This is a genomic window from Agrobacterium sp. SORGH_AS_0745, from assembly GCF_030818995.1.
GTDB classification, from domain to species: domain Bacteria; phylum Pseudomonadota; class Alphaproteobacteria; order Rhizobiales; family Rhizobiaceae; genus Agrobacterium; species Agrobacterium tumefaciens.
The window spans coordinates 2,144,819-2,164,541 of sequence record NZ_JAUTBI010000003.1; the positions used below are offsets into that span (position 1 = coordinate 2,144,819).

Annotated in this window: 16 protein-coding genes and 1 pseudogene; 10 read left to right on the top strand and 7 right to left on the bottom strand. The window is 58.3% G+C overall.

The features are described from left to right. Nucleotides 1-213: 213 nt before the first annotated feature. Together QE432_RS20230 and QE432_RS20235 are read left to right on the top strand one after the other, a co-directional pair. Nucleotides 214-843, top strand: coding sequence for a MarC family protein (locus QE432_RS20230; RefSeq protein WP_003515260.1), 630 nt, complete (start codon nt 214-216; stop codon nt 841-843). Nucleotides 844-966: 123 nt separating this feature from the next. After that, a pseudogene (locus QE432_RS20235) lies at nt 967-2,116 on the top strand (HPP family protein). A 66-nt stretch (nt 2,117-2,182) separates the two neighbouring features. Here QE432_RS20235 and QE432_RS20240 read toward each other — a convergent pair. Then, complete coding sequence (locus QE432_RS20240) at nt 2,183-2,758, bottom strand: single-stranded DNA-binding protein (RefSeq protein ID WP_003515262.1); 576 nt, start codon at nt 2,756-2,758, stop codon at nt 2,183-2,185. Nucleotides 2,759-3,023: 265 nt separating this feature from the next. On the opposite strand from QE432_RS20240, the gene uvrA reads away from it, so the two are divergent. Beyond that, nucleotides 3,024-5,945 carry an excinuclease ABC subunit UvrA gene (uvrA, locus tag QE432_RS20245; protein WP_111804845.1) on the top strand — a complete coding sequence of 974 codons (2,922 nt, stop codon included), beginning with the start codon at nt 3,024-3,026 and terminating at the stop codon, nt 5,943-5,945. A gap of 56 nt (nt 5,946-6,001) precedes the next feature. Continuing rightward, nucleotides 6,002-6,802, top strand: a complete 801-nt coding sequence (locus QE432_RS20250; protein ID WP_013636107.1) for a DUF72 domain-containing protein — start codon at nt 6,002-6,004, stop codon at nt 6,800-6,802. Nucleotides 6,803-6,807: 5 nt separating this feature from the next. Here QE432_RS20250 and dusA read toward each other — a convergent pair whose 3' ends face one another. Next, nucleotides 6,808-7,818, bottom strand: coding sequence for a tRNA dihydrouridine(20/20a) synthase DusA (gene dusA / locus QE432_RS20255; protein WP_306625446.1), 1,011 nt, complete (start codon nt 7,816-7,818; stop codon nt 6,808-6,810). Between the two features lie 138 nt (nt 7,819-7,956). On the opposite strand from dusA, the gene QE432_RS20260 reads away from it, so the two are divergent. Continuing rightward, the gene (locus QE432_RS20260) at nt 7,957-8,646 is read left to right on the top strand and encodes a fumarylacetoacetate hydrolase family protein (protein ID WP_306625448.1); all 690 of its coding nucleotides are present in this window, start codon (nt 7,957-7,959) and stop codon (nt 8,644-8,646) included. Nucleotides 8,647-8,683: 37 nt separating this feature from the next. Beyond that, a complete protein-coding gene (locus QE432_RS20265; protein WP_306625450.1) occupies nt 8,684-9,217 on the top strand; it encodes a gamma carbonic anhydrase family protein in 534 nt (177 codons plus the stop codon). Nucleotides 9,218-9,256: 39 nt separating this feature from the next. Here QE432_RS20265 and zur read toward each other — a convergent pair whose 3' ends face one another. The 3 genes from zur to znuC are packed head-to-tail and all read right to left on the bottom strand — an operon-like array spanning nt 9,257 to nt 11,386. Continuing rightward, nucleotides 9,257-9,661, bottom strand: coding sequence for a zinc uptake transcriptional repressor Zur (gene zur / locus QE432_RS20270; protein ID WP_025593459.1), 405 nt, complete (start codon nt 9,659-9,661; stop codon nt 9,257-9,259). Next, nucleotides 9,658-10,476 (bottom strand): zinc ABC transporter permease subunit ZnuB, encoded by an 819-nt coding sequence (znuB, locus tag QE432_RS20275; RefSeq protein ID WP_025593461.1) that lies wholly within the window; start codon nt 10,474-10,476, stop codon nt 9,658-9,660. The genes zur and znuB overlap by 4 nt, the downstream gene beginning before the upstream one ends. After that, a complete protein-coding gene (gene znuC, locus QE432_RS20280; protein ID WP_025593463.1) occupies nt 10,469-11,386 on the bottom strand; it encodes a zinc ABC transporter ATP-binding protein ZnuC in 918 nt (305 codons plus the stop codon). Before znuC ends, znuB begins: the two co-directional genes overlap by 8 nt. A gap of 104 nt (nt 11,387-11,490) precedes the next feature. Between znuC and znuA the strand changes: the two genes are divergently transcribed. Continuing rightward, nucleotides 11,491-12,477, top strand: a complete 987-nt coding sequence (znuA, locus tag QE432_RS20285) for a zinc ABC transporter substrate-binding protein ZnuA (RefSeq protein WP_080798503.1) — start codon at nt 11,491-11,493, stop codon at nt 12,475-12,477. 21 nt (nt 12,478-12,498) lie between these two features. Here the strand turns inward: znuA and QE432_RS20290 are convergent, their stop codons facing one another. Continuing rightward, a complete protein-coding gene (locus QE432_RS20290; RefSeq protein WP_111783051.1) occupies nt 12,499-13,551 on the bottom strand; it encodes a LacI family transcriptional regulator in 1,053 nt (350 codons plus the stop codon). A 499-nt stretch (nt 13,552-14,050) separates the two neighbouring features. Between QE432_RS20290 and QE432_RS20295 the strand changes: the two genes are divergently transcribed. The 3 genes from QE432_RS20295 to QE432_RS20305 all read left to right on the top strand — a co-directional run bounded on the left by QE432_RS20295 (nt 14,051) and on the right by QE432_RS20305 (nt 18,190). Then, nucleotides 14,051-16,516 (top strand): beta-mannosidase, encoded by a 2,466-nt coding sequence (locus tag QE432_RS20295; protein ID WP_306625453.1) that lies wholly within the window; start codon nt 14,051-14,053, stop codon nt 16,514-16,516. Between the two features lie 123 nt (nt 16,517-16,639). After that, nucleotides 16,640-17,671 (top strand): L-glyceraldehyde 3-phosphate reductase, encoded by a 1,032-nt coding sequence (gene mgrA, locus QE432_RS20300; RefSeq protein WP_013636166.1) that lies wholly within the window; start codon nt 16,640-16,642, stop codon nt 17,669-17,671. Between the two features lie 192 nt (nt 17,672-17,863). Then, a complete protein-coding gene (locus QE432_RS20305) occupies nt 17,864-18,190 on the top strand; it encodes an RcnB family protein (protein ID WP_003515287.1) in 327 nt (108 codons plus the stop codon). A 68-nt stretch (nt 18,191-18,258) separates the two neighbouring features. Here QE432_RS20305 and gndA read toward each other — a convergent pair whose 3' ends face one another. Beyond that, nucleotides 18,259-19,689: an NADP-dependent phosphogluconate dehydrogenase gene (gndA, locus tag QE432_RS20310; RefSeq protein ID WP_113555799.1), complete on the bottom strand. Its 1,431-nt coding sequence runs from the start codon at nt 19,687-19,689 to the stop codon at nt 18,259-18,261. Nucleotides 19,690-19,723: the final 34 nt, after the last annotated feature.

The window sequence follows — 19,723 nt, forward strand, 5'->3', positions numbered from 1 at the left end:
GATCACATTCTCTGTTAAGAATCGGATGGATTTTTATAGCGGAAACAGCCACGTTAAGCCAATTTCCCGGCGAGTTTTGAACAGTCTTTTGCGTCATTTGCAAGACATACCCCGCTTTTCGCCATTTAGGTTGGCAAAAGCGACGCCGCTCCCTTTCAAAGCGAGTACGACTTGCGTAGGCTCCGGCCTAAAAACAGAACAGGTGGGGAAAGAATGGCCAGCAGCGAAACGCTCATCAACGCGCTTACAACACTTCTGGTCACGCTCGATCCGCCCGGTCTCGCGCCCGTATTTCTCGCACTCACGGTTGGAATGACGCGCGACCAGCGCGCCCAGGTGGCCCTGCGCGGTTCGATCATCGCCTTCGGCATTCTCGCCATCTTCGCCCTGTTCGGTCTCACCATCCTCAACCTTCTCGGCATTTCGCTGGGTGCCTTTCGCATCGCCGGTGGCCTGCTGCTGTTCTGGATTTCCTTCGAGATGATTTTCGAGAAACGCCAGGAGCGCAAGGAAAAGACCTCGGAGATCGCCATCACCAAGGACCATCTGCATAATCTGGCGGTCTTTCCGCTCGCCTTGCCGTTGATCGCCGGGCCTGGCGCCATTTCCGCGACCGTGCTCCTGGCGGGAACGATGAAGACGACGCTCGAAATGGTCGTGCTTATTCTCATCCTCGCCTTCGCCATGGCCCTCGTCTACGCCACCCTGATCGTCTCGGAACGCATGGACCGTTTTCTCGGCAATACCGGCCGCGCGATCCTGACAAGGCTGCTCGGCGTCCTTCTTGCCGCGCTTTCCGTGCAGTTCGTAGTGGACGGCATAAAATCGGCCTTCGCATTCTGACGACCATCGGTTCACAACAAAATGCCGCAACCGGCCGGATTTGCGAAAAATCCGCCCTTTGAATACGGCTCCTGCCTCGGGTAAAAGACGCGCATCTTTTTTCCGCATCAGAAAGCTCTCTCCATGCGATCCACGCTGCGCCGCCTCATCCCGGATGCCGCTCCCGTCAGTAACCGGGAAAGGCTGCGCGCTGCGGCGGGCGCCTTCGTCGGCATTTCGCTGACGGGACTTCTGGGCAGCCTTGCTTTCCGCCTAGACCCTACCCTGCCAGCCATGATCGCGCCGATGGGCGCCTCGGCGGTGCTTTTATTCGCCGTGCCATCCAGCCCCCTTGCGCAGCCCTGGTCGATCCTCTGCGGCAACATCGTGTCGGCTTTCGTGGGCGTGACGGTGGCTTTACTCGTTCCGGATATTTTTCTTGCCAGCGCGCTTGCCATAAGCCTTGCCATTGCTGCCATGATGGCGCTGCGCTGCCTGCACCCGCCAAGCGGCGCGGTGGCGCTGACGGCCGTTCTCGGCGGTCCCGCCGTGCATAGTCTCGGCTATGGATTTATTCTCTGGCCGGTCGCCGGAAACTCGCTCATCCTTCTCATCCTCGCGCTCGTTTATAACAATGCCACCGGCCGCGCCTATCCGCACGGCCTGAGGTTGGGAAAGGCCAGCCACGGCACGGCAGACCCGACGCCGATACAGAAAATCGGCTTTTCCTCAGCCGATCTGGACGAGGTGCTGAAGGAATATGACGAGGTTCTCGATATTGATCGCGATGTGCTGGAGATGATTTTGCGCAAGACAGGAATTGCGCTCTTGGCGCCGCCGCGCCCTCCACCTCGATTGCGCCAGCGTCATGTCGCGCGATGTGGTCGGCGTCGCCCCGGATGATAGCCTGCGCCACGCCCATTCACTGATGCGCAACCGCCATTTCAAGGCTCTGCCCGTGACCAACGACAGGGCCGAAATCCTTGGCATCGTCACTCAGACGGATTTTCTTGAAAAGGCTAGCTGGAGAAACGGCCGCCCTTCCATCGGTTTCCTGCAGCGCCTGCGCCTTATTCTCTCAGGCACAAGCGCACCCAACGATACCGTCAAGGATATCATGACATCGCCTGTTAGAACCGTGCAGCCGGAAACGGCGATCGAGGAAGCAATCATCCGCTTTGCGGAGGAAGGGCTGCATTACCTGCCGGTGATCGACGCCAACGGCAAGATGGTGGGTATTCTTTCGCAGTCCGATGTCATGGTTGCAATGCTGGCGGACAAAGCCGCGGCATAGGTCGTCGCGACCTTGAAGCGGGCAACCGGTTTCGACCGGCCCCCGCCCCGTCAATCACGGTCCCGATCAGAACGGGATATCGTCGTCCATGTCACTTGAGAAGCCGCCGGAAGGCTGGCTGCCGCCACGCGACGCACCGCCGCGAGCCGCCGGCTGCTGGTCGTAACCGCCGCCGTAGTTACCGCCGCCGCTGCCATAATCTCCACCGCCGATGTCGCCACCGCTGCGGCTGCCGCCGCCACCTTCGCCGCGACCGTCGAGCATCGTCAGCGTGGAGTTGAAGCCCTGCAGTACCACTTCGGTGGAGTAACGGTCGTTACCGGTCTGGTCCTGCCACTTGCGCGTCTGCAGCTGGCCTTCAATATAGAGCTTGGCGCCCTTTTTCACATATTGTTCGACAACCTTGCACAGCCCTTCGTTGAAAACGACGACCGTGTGCCATTCTGTCTTTTCCTTGCGCTCGCCGCTGTTGCGGTCCCGCCACGTCTCTGAGGTGGCGATACGCAGATTGGCGATCGGACGGCCGTCCTGCGTCCGGCGAATTTCGGGATCGGCGCCAACGTTCCCAATCAGAATTACCTTGTTTACGCTACCAGCCATCTCGTCATCCTGTCCGCCAGCCATCGTCACCGGCAATTGCATTTCAAAAAATCCCGCACACAATAACCATCGCCGCCCGCAAAGGGCACCGCAACGGGGAACAATCCACAGCGAATAATCCTGACTTTTTCAGATAGTATATTCGCACTTGCAATTTGTTCCTTTTTTGTTCTATTAAATCACGAAATTCGAGTCAAGTGAGCCGAAAAGCCATCGATCGATAGGGAATAAACCTCGACACGTCCGGTTGCGTCACTACATAAGGACGCGCCGCCATCAGGCCTGTTAATTTTGTCCGAGCTTTATCATGAGTGAACTGAAGACGATTTCCATCCGTGGTGCCCGTGAGCATAATCTCAAGGGTATCGATCTGGATCTACCGCGCAATAAGCTGATCGTCATGACCGGGCTCTCCGGCTCGGGCAAGTCGTCGCTCGCCTTCGACACAATCTATGCCGAGGGCCAGCGCCGTTATGTCGAGAGTCTCTCGGCCTATGCGCGCCAGTTCCTCGAAATGATGCAGAAGCCGGATGTAGACCGCATCGAGGGTCTTTCTCCAGCGATTTCCATCGAGCAGAAAACCACCTCGAAGAACCCGCGCTCCACGGTCGGCACGGTCACGGAAATCTACGACTATATGCGCCTGCTGTTTGCGCGTGTCGGCGTGCCATACTCGCCGGCGACGGGCCTGCCGATCGAGAGCCAGACGGTCAGCCAGATGGTCGACCGTATCCTTGCCTTCGAGGAAGGCACGCGCCTTTATATTCTCGCGCCGATCGTGCGCGGCCGCAAAGGCGAATATAAAAAGGAACTCGCCGAGCTGATGAAGAAGGGCTTCCAGCGCGTCAAGGTGGATGGCCAGTTCTACGAGATCGCTGACGTTCCCGTCCTCGACAAGAAGTACAAACACGATATCGATGTGGTGGTGGACCGCGCCGTCGTGCGCCCGGATATGGCAGCACGCCTTGCCGACAGTCTCGAGACCTGCCTCAAGCTTGCCGACGGGTTGGCAGTGGCCGAATTTGCCGACAAGCCCTTGCCGCCGGAAGAAACCTCGGCTGGCGGCTCCGCAAACAAATCGCTCAATGAGACTCACGAGCGTATGCTGTTTTCGGAAAAATTCGCCTGCCCGGTCTCCGGCTTCACCATCCCGGAAATCGAGCCCCGGCTTTTCTCCTTCAACAATCCCTTCGGCGCCTGCCCCACCTGTGACGGTCTCGGCTCGCAGCAGAAGGTGGACGAAAACCTGATCGTGCCCGAACCTGCACGCACCCTGCGGGATGGCGCGATCGCCCCCTGGGCCAAGTCGTCTTCCCCCTATTACAACCAGACGCTGGAGGCGCTGGGCAAGGCCTTCGGTTTCAAGCTGTCGAGCAAATGGACGGACCTTTCGAAAGAGGCGCAGCACGCCATTCTCAAGGGCACTGACGACAAGATCGAGTTCAACTATCAGGACGGCGCGCGCTCCTACAAGACGGTGAAGAATTTCGAAGGCATCGTTCCCAATCTGGAGCGTCGCTGGAAAGAAACCGACAGCGCCTGGGCGCGCGAGGAAATCGAGCGTTATATGTCGGCGGCCCCCTGCCCGGCCTGCGCCGGCTATCGCCTGAAGCCGGAAGCGCTCGCCGTCAAGATCAACAGAATGCACATCGGCGAAGTCACCCAGATGTCGATCCGTATGGCACGCGACTGGTTCGAGACGCTGCCGGAAAATCTGAACGCCAAACAGAACGAGATCGCGGTTCGCATTCTCAAGGAAATCCGCGAACGTCTGCGATTCCTCAACGATGTCGGGCTGGATTATCTCAGCCTGTCACGCAATTCCGGCACGCTTTCCGGCGGAGAAAGCCAGCGCATCCGGCTTGCTTCGCAGATCGGCTCCGGCCTCACCGGCGTTCTCTATGTTCTGGATGAGCCGTCCATCGGCCTGCATCAGCGTGATAATGCCCGTCTGCTTGATACGCTGAAACATCTGCGTGATATCGGCAATACAGTGATCGTGGTCGAACACGACGAGGATGCCATTCTGACGGCGGATTATGTCGTTGATATCGGCCCGGCCGCCGGCATTCACGGCGGTCAGGTCATCGCCGAAGGCACGCCGCAGGAGGTGATGGCCAATCCGAAATCGCTGACCGGCAAATATCTATCCGGCGAACTCGGCGTCGCCGTGCCGGCAGAACGCCGCAAGCCGAAAAAGGGCCGCGAAATCAAGGTTTTTGGCGCACGCGGCAACAACCTGAAGAATGTGACTGCGGCCGTTCCCCTTGGCGTTTTCACCGCCGTTACCGGCGTGTCGGGTGGTGGCAAATCCACCTTCCTGATCGAGACGCTCTATAAGTCGGCAGCACGCCGGGTGATGGGCGCGCGCGAAATTCCGGCCGAGCATGACCGCATCGATGGTTTCGAATTCATCGACAAGGTGATCGATATCGACCAGTCGCCAATCGGCCGCACACCACGATCAAACCCCGCCACCTACACCGGCGCATTCACGCCGATCCGTGACTGGTTCGCCGGTCTGCCAGAGGCGAAGGCCCGCGGTTATGCACCTGGCCGTTTCTCCTTCAACGTCAAGGGCGGCCGCTGCGAAGCCTGCCAGGGCGACGGCGTCATCAAGATCGAGATGCACTTCCTGCCGGATGTTTATGTCACCTGCGACGTCTGCCACGGCAAGCGTTATAATCGCGAGACGCTGGATGTGACCTTCAAGGGCAAGTCCATTGCTGACGTGCTGGATATGACGGTGGAAGAAGGTGTGGAATTCTTCGCCGCCGTTCCGGCCGTGCGTGACAAGCTGCAAGCGCTGTTCGATGTCGGCCTCGGTTACATCAAGGTCGGCCAGCAGGCCAATACGCTCTCCGGCGGCGAGGCGCAGCGCGTCAAGCTCGCCAAGGAACTGTCGAAACGCTCCACCGGCCGCACGCTCTACATTCTCGATGAGCCGACGACGGGTCTCCATTTCCACGACGTCAACAAGCTTCTGGAAATGCTGCAGGCGCTGGTGGATCAGGGCAATTCCGTCGTGGTAATCGAGCACAATCTCGAAGTCATCAAGACGGCCGACTGGATCATCGATATTGGCCCCGAAGGCGGCACGGGCGGCGGCGAAGTGGTGGCAACCGGCACGCCGGAAGACATCGTCAAGAACGAGCGCTCCTATACCGGTCATTTCCTGAAGGAACTTCTAGAACGCCGGCCAGCCGGAAAACGCGAGGCTGCGGAGTAATCCGCACCTTTCGCAGCAAGGGTACGTAAGGCCGATAGCCCGAGGAGGAACAGTATATGTCGACATCAGGCACGATCCGCACCGGTATCGGCGGCTGGACTTTCGAGCCGTGGGAAGGCACGTTTTATCCGGAAAAACTGCCGAAGAAACGCCAGCTGGAACATGCCAGCCGGCAATTGACGGCGATCGAGGTGAACGGCACCTATTATAGCAGCCAGAAACCCGAGACCTTCGCCAAATGGGCGGCGGACGTGCCTGAGGATTTCGTTTTCTCCCTGAAGGCAAGCCGCTTCGTCACCAACCGCAAGGTCCTGGCCGAGGCGGGTGAATCCATGACGAAGTTCCTGACGCAGGGACTGACGGAGCTAGGCCACCATCTCGGTCCGATCCTGTGGCAATTCGCGCCGACTAAAAAATTCGACGCCGAGGATTTCGGCGCGTTTCTGGCATTGCTGCCCGAAAAACAGGACGGCATCAGCCTTCGCCACGTGGTCGAAGTGCGAAACCCGACATTTCAGGTGCCGGAATTCATCGATCTTCTCGCCAAACACAAAGTCGCGGTCGTCTGCGCCGACCATCACGATTATCCGATGCTGCCTGACGTAACTGCCGATTTCGTCTATTGCCGCCTGCAAAAGGGAGAAGATGATATCGAGACCTGTTATCCGAAGGCCGAGATTGACCATTGGGCAAAACGGGTCAAGACCTATGCGGCGGGCGGTGTTCCGGATGACCTGCCGCTGATCGCTCCCGATAGAAAAGTCGAGAAGACCCCTCGCGATGTCTTCGCTTTCTTCATCACTGGCGGCAAGGTCAATGCACCAAACGGCGCACAGGTATTGCAGAAATTGGTCTGACTGGCTCAGCCAGCCATTTCTTTCGCCGGGTTGAAATCGACTGCCGCGAACGCCGCCTCGATCACCTCGGTTCCAGCGCCCGGCCGTGTGGCGTCGCTGGAAAGGATCTGCCGGAAACGGCGCGCGCCAGGCATGCCCTGAAACAGGCCGACCATGTGGCGGGTAACGTGGTTGAGACGCCCGCCGGCGGCGATGTAGTCGGTGGCGTAGGCCATCATCGCATCACGCAGCCCCATCCAGTCAGCTTGCCGGGCCTCTTCGCCATAAATGCGATGGTCGACATCAGCAAGGATGGACGTATTGTGATAGGCCGCACGGCCAAGCATCACGCCGTCCATATGCTGCAGATGGAGGCTTGCCTGATCGAGATCGGAGATACCGCCGTTGATACCGATGAAGATGTCAGGATTTTCCCGCTTCATGCGATAGACGAGATCGTAATCGAGCGGCGGCACTTCACGGTTTTCCTTCGGCGAAAGACCTTGCAACCAAGCCTTGCGCGCATGGATCCAGACCGCATCCGCGCCCGCCGCCACAACCCGCGAAAGAAAATCCGGCAGCACGGCTTCCGGCTCCTGATCGTCCACGCCAATGCGGCATTTGACCGTGACCGGCACCTTCGCAACGGCCTTCATCGCCGTCACGCATTGCGCGACAATCTCGGGCTCGCGCATCAGACATGCGCCGAAAGTGCCGGATTGCACCCGGTCCGAAGGACAGCCGACATTAAGGTTGATCTCGTCATAGCCATAATCGCTGGCGATCCGCACCGCCTCCGAGAGCTTTACCGGATCCGACCCACCGAGTTGCAGTGCAACCGGATGTTCCTGAGTATGATAGTTGAGCAACCTGTCGCGCTGGCCATGGATGATGGCGTCGGCAACGATCATTTCGGTATAAAGCAGCGCACGCTTCGACAATTGCCGGTGCAGAAATCTGCACCTCGTGTCCGTCCAATCGATCATCGGGGCCACGGCAAAGATTTTTTCGCCGTTTGCAAGCGCTTGTCTGTACATGAATTACCTCTTTGCGGCGGCTTCTACAGCAAAGGACCGCAAAAAGCCAGTTTTGCGGCTGCGGTCATTTTGAACTGGAAATCACCCAGGAATCGCGGGACAAGACTTGCAGTTCTAAAAAAGACGACAGGAAATCCCATGGCCGCCACCGTCATTCCAGTTCCAGAACCCGTTCTTCTGCCCGTAGAGGGCACAAACGAGATGTTCCCCGTGCGGCGGGTCTATTGTGTCGGCCGCAATTATGCCGATCACGCCATCGAGATGGGCCACGATCCTTCAAGGGAACCGCCGTTTTATTTCCAGAAAAATCCGGACAACCTTCTGCCTGCGGGTCAGGATTTCCCTTACCCTTCGCTGTCGTCGAACGTGCATTACGAAGTCGAATGCGTCGTGGTGTTGAAAAGCGGCGGTGCGGATATTCTGGCAAGCGATGCGCTGGGCCACGTCTGGGGTTACGCGGTTGGCATCGATATGACACGCCGCGACCTTCAGGATGGTTTGAAGAAGATGGGACGCTCGTGGGAGGGCGCAAAAGCGTTCGAATATTCCGCGCCGGTCTCCGCCATCGTTCCCGCAGACAAGATCGGCCATTCGTCGACCGGTGCGATCTGGCTCAATGTCAATGGTGAGCGCAAGCAGACAGGCGATCTGGCGCAGATGATCTGGAAAGTGCCGGAAGTGATTGCCGAGCTTTCCAAGCTGTTCACGCTTGCCGCTGGCGATGTCATCATGACCGGCACGCCCGCGGGCGTCGGCCCTATCGTGCGCGGCGATCGGATCGAGTGTGGTGTAGACGGTGTCGGCACTCTGTCCGTTACGGTCGCCTGATCGCTATCGGCGCATAATCCAAAGGGAGAGAACCGCCATGCCGCTTTATCGCCTCGCAGATCGGGTGCCGCAGCCCCCCGCCACGGATCGCTACTGGGTCGCACCCGATGCGAATGTCATTGGCTCGGTGATACTTGCCGAGGATGTCGGCATCTGGTTCGGCGCGACGCTGCGCGGCGATAATGATCCAATCAGCATCGGTCGCGGCACCAATATTCAGGACGGCGTGATGGTGCACAGCGATCTCGGTTTTGCCGCCACGATCGGCGAAATGTGCACTATCGGCCACCACGCCATCATCCACGGCTGCACCATCGGCGACAATTCGCTCGTCGGCATGGGCGCAACGATCCTCAACGGCGCAAAGATCGGCCGCAACTGCCTGGTCGGCGCCAATGCGCTGGTGACGGAGGGCAAGGAGTTTCCCGACAATTCCCTGATCGTCGGATCGCCGGCGCGTGCCGTCCGAACGCTGGATGACGAGGCCGTCGCCAGCATCCGCCGCTCGGCGGAAAATTACATCGAAAACTGGAAGCGCTTTTCGAAGGATCTGGAAGTCATCGAAGAATGACGGATGGCGGGCAAGAACGCCCGCTGTCGCCAAACGGTGTTACCCCGCGCAGGCGGCACACAGACCACGAATTTCGATAGTGGTCTTTTCCGCCTTGAACTTGCTGTCCTTGACCCAGCGCTCGAGGCGATGGTCAATCTCGTGATCGTGGAACTCATTCACCTGGCCGCAGGATTCGCAAATGGCAAAGGCGACGGTGCCATGATGATGCGAGCAGCATTCGGCTTGCGTATGGGTGCACGCAACAAAGGCGTTGAGACTTTCAAGCCGGTGCACGAGACCATATTCCACCAGCTTTTCCAACGCCCGGTAGACCTGCAGCGGCGCGCGAAAACCATCGTCGCGCAGCTTGTCGAGGATCACATAGGCGCTGAGAGGCGCATGCGCATTCGACAAGGCATTCATGACCAGCGACTGGTTTTTGGTAAGGTTCTGCGCATTCATGACTTGCCTCCTTCATCTGCGGAGCGGGAAAAACCCGGTGCCGGCAACAGGCTTATAACGAACAGGATCACGGCGGCAACCACGATGGACGGTCCTGATGGCGTGTCGTAACTCAGCGATCCGAACAGGCCGCCAACGACGGCAACCGCTCCAATCACAGACGCGACCACAGCCATCACCTCAGGCGTGGAAGAAAAACGTCTGGCTGTCGCCGCCGGTATGATGAGCAGCGATGTGATCAACATGATGCCGACCACCTTCATGGCGATGGCGATCACCAGCGCCATCAACAGCGTGAAGATGAGCTTGGCGCGTTCCGGGTTCAACCCCTCGGCCTCGGCCAACTCGGTATTGACTGTGGAGGCCAGCAGAGATCGCCACAGGAACACCATGGAAACCAGCACCACCAGCCCGCCGCCCCAGATCAGCGCGATATCGCTGCGGGTAACGGCCAGAATATCCCCGAACAGGAAGGAGACGAGATCGATGCGCACCCAGCTCATGAAGGCAACGATGACGAGGCCGATCGCCAGCGCCGAATGAGAGAGTATGCCGAGGAGCGCATCGGCGGAAAGCGCCTGCCGCCGTTGCAGAAAAATCAGCAGGATCGAAACCGCCGAGGCTACAAGAAAGACGCTGACGATGAGGTTGATCTGCAACAGCAGCGACAGCGCAACGCCAAGCAGTGCCGAATGGGCCATCGTATCGCCGAAATAGGCCATGCGCCGCCACACAACGAAGCAGCCAAGGGGACCGGCGGTGAGCGCAACACCGATGCCGGCGATCATGGCGCGAACGAAGAAATCGTCAAACATGCCGCTCTCCCTGCTGGTGGCTTGAAGTGGCATGTCCGTCATGCTCGTGGCCGCAGCCGCAGTCCCCGTGGTCATGATTATGGTCGTGATGCTGCTCATGCGCATGATGATGGCCATCATCGGGGTGGCAATGTTCGGTCACCGAACCATCCGCGTGCTGCACCCGGCCATCGGGCAGATGGGTGTGGTCGTGATGGTGGCTGTAAACAGCAAGCGCCTTGGCGGCCGACCCACCAAAAAGCCGCATATACTCCGGGCTCTGGCTCACCGCCTGCGGCGTTCCCCGGCAGCAGACATGGCCGTTCAGGCATATTACGGTATCGGTTTCCGCCATTACCACATGCAAGTCATGCGAGATTAACAGAATTCCGCAATTGTTTGAATTCCTGATATTTTTTATCAAATCATAAAGCGCGATCTCCCCGGAGAAATCAACGCCCTGCACGGGCTCGTCGAGAACCAGCAGATCGGGCTTGCGCGCAATGGCGCGGGCAAGAAGCGCCCGCTGGAACTCTCCGCCAGAAAGATGCTGCACCTCCGCGTTTGCCAGATGCGCGATACCCGTGGCGTTCAGCGCCGCGTCGATTTCGCGCGCGGGAAGCGGCCCGGTCAGCGTCATCAACCGGCGCACAGAAAGCGGCATGGTCCAGTCGACCGAAAGCTTCTGCGGCACATACCCGACCCTCAGACCGGCAATGCGCGATACCGCGCCTTCGCTCGGCTTCAAGACACCGATCGCCATTTTCGCGCTGGTTGATTTGCCCGAACCGTTCGGCCCGATCAACGTGACGATCTCACCCTTGCTGACGGAAAACTCCACGCCGCGCACGAGCCAGCGACCGTTGCGCTGCACGCCGGCATTGGAAAGTGACACCAGTATCTCTTTGCCCGCATGGGCGGAATGAAGCATGGGATTGTCCGATCGGCGATGTTGCTTACCGCTATCGCATACGTTATAGAGTTACGCAATAAATGTAATAACATAACTATACTTCTTCAAGTGGAGTGCATTTCATGAGATCGTTCGTGATCCCGCTCATGGCATCGGTAGCAATAGCGGCGGCCGCCTCCGGCGCCACCGCCGCCCCAAATGTCGTGGTCTCGATCAAGCCTGTCCATTCCCTCGTCGCGGCAATCATGCGTGGCGTGGGCGAACCGCAACTCATTGTCGACGGCGCCGCCTCACCGCATACCTATAATCTGCGGCCTTCCAATGCCCGCACGCTGGAAAAGGCCGATCTGGTCTTCTGGGTCGGGCCTGGACTGGAGGCATTTCTGCAGAAGCCGCTGGAGGCGTTGACCAGCAAGGCAACAGTGGTCGAACTGGAAGACGCCAAGGGGCTGGAAAAGCTTCCCTTCCGCGAAGGCGGCCCTTTCGAGGCGCATGACGATGGCGAAGAGGCCCATGGAGAACATGCCGGCCATTCGGACAGCGAAGACGCTCATGATCATGATCATGCGCACGATGACGGCGACCATGAACACGGCGCGTACGACACTCATCTGTGGCTCGATCCGGCCAACGCCAAGGCCATGGCCCAGACGATAGAAACCGCGCTGATTGCCGCCGATGCCGGCAATGCGGAAACCTATCAGGCCAATACGAAGAAACTGATCGACGATCTCGATGCGCTCGACAGCGAAATTGCCGAAACGGTCAAGCCTGTGAAGGACAAGCCCTTCATCGTCTTCCACGATGCCTATCAATATTTCGAGCATCGCTACGGCGTAAAAACGGCGGGATCGATCACCGTCAGCCCCGAAACCCTGCCCGGTGCCGATCGCGTCAGGGAGATGCAGGAAAAGGTTCGCCAACTTGGCGCGACCTGCGTTTTTGCCGAACCGCAATTCGAGCCGAAACTGATCTCCGTCATAACCGAAGGCACGGCGGCAAAGTCTGCGACGCTCGATCCCGAAGCGGCCACGCTTGAACCGGGTCCTGATCTCTACTTCAAGATGATGCGCGGCATCGCCGGCTCGCTGAAGGATTGCCTGTCCTGATCCGCACAGGCGTTCCTTCTATCAAGGCTTCGGCGCCATTGAGGACCAGACCGGGCGGCTGATGCTTTGCAGCGTTTCTGGCGGCGCACCGTTGATGCGTGCCAGCAGAGCCTTGGCAAGCTCCCTGCCCGCAAGTTTTATGTCCTCGTTGACTGTGTGGATTTGCGGCTGGATCCAGTTCAGGAATTCGGCGGACTGTTTCGACACGATATCGATATCCTTGCCGATCCTGACACCGGCTGCCTCAAACCCCGCCACAAGCGCAATCGTGCTGCTGCCGCTGATGGAGACAATGCCGTCAGGGCCATCGTCTGATTGCATCAGGCGCTTGCCGAAATCGCGGATCTTGTCGAGCGGCGTCTCGATGGTGATGGCATCCAACGGGAATTCGGAAACGCCGAAATCCCTGATACCGCGGGTGAACCCCTTGCGGGCGTGGTCGTGGAACGCAAACCGCGATGGCGGCACGATGATGGCGATCCTCTTTCGCCCACATTGCGCCAGCCGCTCCACGGCCTCATAGGCATAAGCCTCGTTATCGAAATCGTGATAGGCGTGCTCAATGCCCATGTCGGACCGCCCATGGGTAACGAAGGGCATTTTGCGCTCCGTCATGAAACGGACGCGCGGATCGTTCGGCTCGATTTTGGAGATAATGACCCCGTCCGCCGAACCGGTTTCGAGAATGTAGCGGATCGGCACCATGGAATCCTTGGCGTGGGTGTGAGGGGTAACGACGAGGTGATATTGCGTCGTCGCAAGAACCTCGGTGATGCCGAATACCATCTGGCTGGTGAAGCCCATCAATTCCTCGTCGACGCTCAGCACCAGCGCGATCACATTGGTCTTGCCGGTGCGAAGGCGCACACCAGCTCGGTTCGGCTGGTAACCGATCTGCTGGGCAATCAGCCGCACGCGCTCCTTGGTTTCCGCGCCGATGTCAGGCGCATCCTTCAGCGCGCGTGACACGGTGGTGATGCCAAGACCCGTCATGTAGGCGATGGTCTTCAAGGTCGGGCGCTCGCCCGTTGTCGCCTTCGCTTCGTCCCTGCCGGAATTACCAGTATCGTTCATGTCATTTCGCCACGCTTTGCAGAACAATAATCATAGATAGCTTTTTGTTTCTTGCAAAGGCAAACGTCGCCGGTCGCCGTCACACCCGATCCGGTCTTCGGGCCTTTGGCTATAACGATGTAGGTCGTGAAAAATATCGAACAGACTTATCCCGGATTACCGACCTTACGCGCTCTCGAAAATTCTGCTCGAGAGAGAAACAATGCCAATAAACTAGATTAATTAGTATCAATAATTAATTGATATTTATAAATAAAAGTCAATAGATATCAAGGCATCCGTACCCGTGGTTTTCCAATAGTACCAACGGGCATTTTTCGCGCATGAAGTTTCACTCCGAAGACATGACGGAACGATTGTTTTACGGTAACGTTGCCGGAGGGAGGAGATTGCCGAGCTGAGCGAGCTGGATAACGGCTGGCTGGCGGGCATGCATCTTCCCCAGATTCCGACACAAGCCTGCGTCATAATGGCCAGCTTATCCTATTTGAATTCGTCCATGCAGGGTCCCATCATGATTTCTTCCTCCACGCCCGAAACCGTCATCGATCTGGCCGGGCTCTGGCGCCTGACCTCGCTGGAAGGAGACCATACGACCGACCTTACCGTGCCGGGAGACGTTCACAGCGCACTCAAAAACGCGGGCATCATTCCAGACCCCTATCACGGTGCCAATGAAAATGCGGTGCAATGGGTCGCGCATCGGGACTGGATCATAGAGCGGACCTTCATCCTCGATGACGCCGATGCCAGCTGGTATCTCGATATAGATTATCTCGACACCGTCGCGATCGTCTTCGTCAACGATGTCCCGGTCTTGAGTTCGGACAATTGCTTCCGACGTTACCGTCCCGATGTGTCTCGCGCCGTGCGGCCCGGTGAAAACACCATTCGTATCCATTTCCACTCCAACATCGCAGCCGGGGCGGAACGGCAGGCGCGACAACCTTTTTACATTCCCTATCATGAGGGCAACTCGCCGATTGCCAACGGCAACATGTTGCGCAAGCCACAGTGCCATTTCGGCTGGGACTGGAATATCGCGATTGCTCCGCTCGGCCTTTACGGCAAAATCCTGCTGAAGCGCCTCGATACGGCACGGGTCGAACACGTCGTCACCTCACAACATCATGTCGACGGCGGCGTCGAGCTGCATGTGGCAATCACGCTGTTTGCCGAAGGTCAGGCGAGCCTTCCGCTCTATCTTTCCCTCAACGATGAAAGGCTGCGGCTTGATTGCGGCGTGGGTGCGGGTGAGACGGTGGTGCGCCACGTCTTCTTCGTGGAAGACCCCGCGCTCTGGTGGCCGGCGGGCAGCGGCGAACAGACGCTCTACACGTTGGCGGTGGAGTTACCGGATGAAACCGTCACCCGCAGGATCGGCTTCAGGACCATTGAACTTCTGACGGACAAGGATGAGGCCGGTAGCCGATTTGCCTTCCGCATCAACGGCCGGGAAATCTTCTGCCGTGGCGCGAACTGGATTCCATCCGATGCGCTTTATTCGCTGACCAGCCGCGAAAAAACCGAAGACCTTCTGTGTTCGGCCGTCGAGGCCAATATGAACATGATCCGCGTCTGGGGCGGCGGGTTTTACGAGGAAGACTGGTTCTACGATCTCTGTGACCGTCTCGGTCTTCTGGTCTGGCAGGATTTCATGTTCGCCTGCAACCTTTACCCCTGCAGCGAAGACTTTCTCGACAATGTCGAACACGAGGTCGACTATCAGGTAAAACGCCTGTCCTCCCATCCGTCCATCGCGCTCTGGTGCGGCGACAACGAATTGGTGGGTGCCCTCACCTGGTTCGAGGAGCCCCGCAACAACCGCGACCGTTATCTCGTGGCTTACGACCGCCTCAACCGCACTATCGAAAAGGCGCTGAAAAAAGCCGCCCCCGAAGCACTCTGGTGGCCCTCCAGCCCGGCTTCAGGCTACCTCGATTATGGTGATGCCTGGCATGCGGATGGTTCCGGCGACATGCATTACTGGTCCGTCTGGCACGAAAACAAATCGTTCGACAATTACCGCTCGGTCAAACCGCGCTTCTGCTCCGAATTCGGTTTTCAGTCCTACACTTCCATGCCTGTCATCCGCACCTATGCGGAAGAGAAAGACATGAACATCGCCTCCCCGGTGATCGAACTGCACCAGAAGAATGTCGGCGGCAATGAGCGCATCGCTGGCACCATGTTCCGCTATTTCCGCTTTCCGAAGGATTTCGAAAATTTCGTGTATCTGAGCCAAGTGCAGCAGGCGCTGGCCATCCGAACCGCGGTCGACTACTGGCGCTCGCTGAAACCCCATTGCATGGGAACGCTCTATTGGCAGCTCAACGATACTTGGCCGGTTGCCTCATGGTCGAGCCTGGATTACGGCGGCGGCTGGAAGGCGCTGCATTATGCTGCCCGCCGTTTCTTCCAACCGGTCTCGGTTTCCGCCATTCCCTCGGAAGACGGGCGCCGGTTAAGTTTCTCCATGGTCAACGACACGGCGGAAGATGTCGAGATCGACATGAATATTGTCGCCCTCACCATGGAGGGTAACCGCGTGCCGCTGAAATCTGCCAACGGCACGTGCGGTACGGACAAGGCGGCGACGCTGACCGAAATCGACATGGACAGCCTGCCTGATGGTTCCATTCTTGCCTGGAACTTCATAGCATCCAACGGCATGACAGGCGAAGGCCATCATGTGCGCGACACCTACAAGTCTCTGGAGCTACAGCCCGCTGGACTGACGTTCTCCACCGGCACATTGAAAAACGGCCAGCTCGAAATCGATGTCACCGCAGCGGGTCTTGCCCTCTTCGTCATGCTGGAGGCCGATCAGCCCGGGCGTTATTCCGACAATCTGTTCGATCTCGCAGCGGGCGAAACACGCCGGATCATCTTCACCCCGAAGGCGGGCAGCGGGCAGCCGCAGTTCCGTATCTTCGATCTTTATACCTGCCAATCCTCGCATTGAAACCACGCGGCGAAAGGCTTAACCATCCTTAGCGGAACGGCAGGCAACGTTGCGCCTGCCCTCATCTTTCAAAGGTTTGCCGGCTTCTCCGGCAACCATTCATCAGCAAGTGGAGGAAGACCCATGGTTTGGCAACCGGCCGAAAACCGATATACATCCATGAAATACAATCATTGCGGAAAGACTGGCCTGAAGCTGCCGGCGATCTCGCTCGGGCTGTGGCACAATTTCGGCAACGACACACCGCACCAGACCAAACAGGCCATTTGCCGCCGCGCCTTTGACCTCGGCATTACCCATTTCGATCTGGCCAATAATTACGGCCCACCACCCGGCAGCGCCGAAACTGCCTTCGGCGAAATCCTGAAGACGGATTTTAGAGGCTACCGCGATGAAATGATCATCTCGTCCAAGGCGGGCTACAACATGTGGCCCGGTCCCTACGGTGAGTGGGGCAGCCGCAAATATCTGATATCGTCCTGCGACCAGAGCCTGAAGCGCATGGGGCTGGACTACGTTGATATCTTCTACTCCCACCGTTTCGATCCCAACACGCCGCTTGAGGAAACCTGCGGCGCGCTGGACCAGATCGTGCGCTCGGGCAAGGCGCTCTATGTCGGCATCTCGTCCTACAACTCGAAACGCACCCGTGAGGCCGCCGCGATCCTGAAAGATCTCGGCACGCCCTGCATCATCCACCAGCCGAGCTACTCCATGATCAATCGCTGGATCGAGGAAGACGGTCTGGTCGATACGCTGGAAGATCTTGGCATTGGCTCCATCGTCTTTTCGCCGCTGGCGCAGGGCATGCTGACGACGAAATATCTGGGTGGCGTGCCTGATGGCAGCCGTGCATCGCAGAGCAAGTCACTCAACCCCGCCTTCCTCAACGAGCGCAATGTCGAAAACATCCGCGCGCTCAATCGCATTGCCGAGCGGCGTGGCCAGACGCTCGCGCAGATGGCAATCGCCTGGGTGCTGCGCGGTGGTCGCATCACGTCGGCGCTCATCGGTGCGAGCCGTGTCGAACAGGTCGAGGATTGCGTCAAGGCGCTCGACAATGCCGATTTCTCCACAGAGGAGCTTGCGGAAATCGACGGTTACGCGAAGGACGCGGATATCAACCTCTGGGCAAAATCCGCTGAACGCGTTTAATACTTGAAACAGGGTGCCCGGTTTCCACCGGGCAGCCTGATCGACGCAAAAGCTGGACTGAAATCTCCAACAGAAAGATTAACGTCCCCGTCTAACCATTAACAACCATTACATAAATGTAATTTTAAATTCAGTTTCCGTTCATTCGTTTATTCGTAAGTTCTCCTTATCGAAACACGAGAGGAAACATTCATGAAAAAGTTCGTCACCATTCTTCTGGCCGCAACTGTTCTTGCTGCTCCAATGGCCCAGGCACAAAGCCGCCACGACGATCGTCATCGCGGTGTAACCGTCGAGCGTCACACGACCACCAAAAAGGTCATCGTCAAGAAGCACCGTTGGGATCGCGGTCAGCGCCTCTCGCCAGCAGAGCGTCGTCATTTCGTCGACCGCCGCGACTATCGCCGTTACCGCCTGGCAGAGCCGCGTCGCGACCAGCGCTGGGTACGCGTCGACAACCAGTTCCTGCTCATCAACGCCGTCACCGGCCTGATCGTTGGCCTTTCTGCGGCACGCTAAGTAAATCGACGGATGAAACGAAAAAGGCCCGCTTGCGCGGGCCTTTTGTTGTTTATCGTTATAGCCGATCAGAAAATGTCGGCGCCGCTGCCCCATGGGCCATGCGACTTGTCGACACCGTCGGTGCGTTCGAAGCCATGCGCCCCGAAGAAATCGCGCTGCGCCTGAATAAGGTTCGCGCTGCCGCGGGCGCGACGATAGGCGTCGAAATAACCAAGCGCGGAAGCGAGTGCCGAAACCGGCAGACCGGAGAGAACCGCGTAGGAAACGACACGGCGCAGGGCGGCGTCGGTGTCCTTGACGATGCCGGAGAAGGCAGGCGTCACGATGAGGTTGGCCACATGCGGATCCTTGGTGAAGGCCGAGGTGATCTCATCGAGGAATTCCGAGCGGATGATGCAGCCGGCGCGCCAGATGCGGGCGATCGTCGGCATCGGCAGGTTCCAGTTGAACTCCTTCGATGCGGCCGACATGACGGCAAAGCCCTGTGCGTAAGCACCGACCTTGGCGGCCAGAAGCGCGCTTTCCAGATCGGCGATAAAGGCCTTTTTGTCAGCGGGTGCAGCTGCAACGGTCGGCAGGCCGAAGATCTTCTCGGCAGCTTCGCGCTCGTCCTTCTGCGACGACAGGATACGGGCAGCCACGGCGGCCTCAATGGCAGTTGCGGCGACGCCCATGTTCTGCGCCTCGATAACCGACCACTTGCCTGTACCCTTCTGGCCGGCCTTGTCGAGGATCAGATCGACCATCGGCTTGCTGGTGATCGGATCGGCAGCGCGCAGAACCTTCTCGGTGATTTCGATCAGGTAGGAGTTGAGACGGCCCTTGTTCCATTCACCGAATACATCGGCGATTTCAGACGCACTCATCTTCAGGCCGTCACGCAGGATGCCGTAGATTTCGGCGATCATCTGCATGTCGGCATATTCGATGCCGTTATGGATCGTCTTGACGAAATGACCGGCACCGTCGTTGCCGAGCCATGCCACGCACGGATCGTCATTATACTTGGCGGAAATGGAGGTCAGAACCTTCTCGACGCGCTTCCAGCTATCTTCGGTACCGCCGACCATGATCGACGGTCCGTGACGCGCACCTTCTTCACCGCCGGAAACGCCCATGCCGATAAAGGTCAGGCCGCTATCCTTCAGATTGTCGAAACGGCGGATCGTATCGCGGAAATTCGCATTGCCGGCGTCGATCATGATGTCGCCGTTCGAGAGATGCGGCTTCAGGATTTCCATCTGCTGGTCAACTGGATCGCCGGCCTTGATCATGATGATGATCGGGCGCGGAGGACGAATGGCGGCGACGAATTCCTCGATGGTTTCGCAAGGGATCAACTGCCCCTGCAAGTCCCCAGCCTCGGCGTAGAATTTTTTCGTCGCTTCAGGGGTTCGGTTGAATACGGCAATCTTGTTGCCCTTTTCCGCGATGTTCAACGCCAGGTTCGAGCCCATGACGCCGAGACCGATCAAACCGATTTCTGCCTGTTCCACGGATGTGCCTCCATCTTGCTTTTAGGTGGTCGTG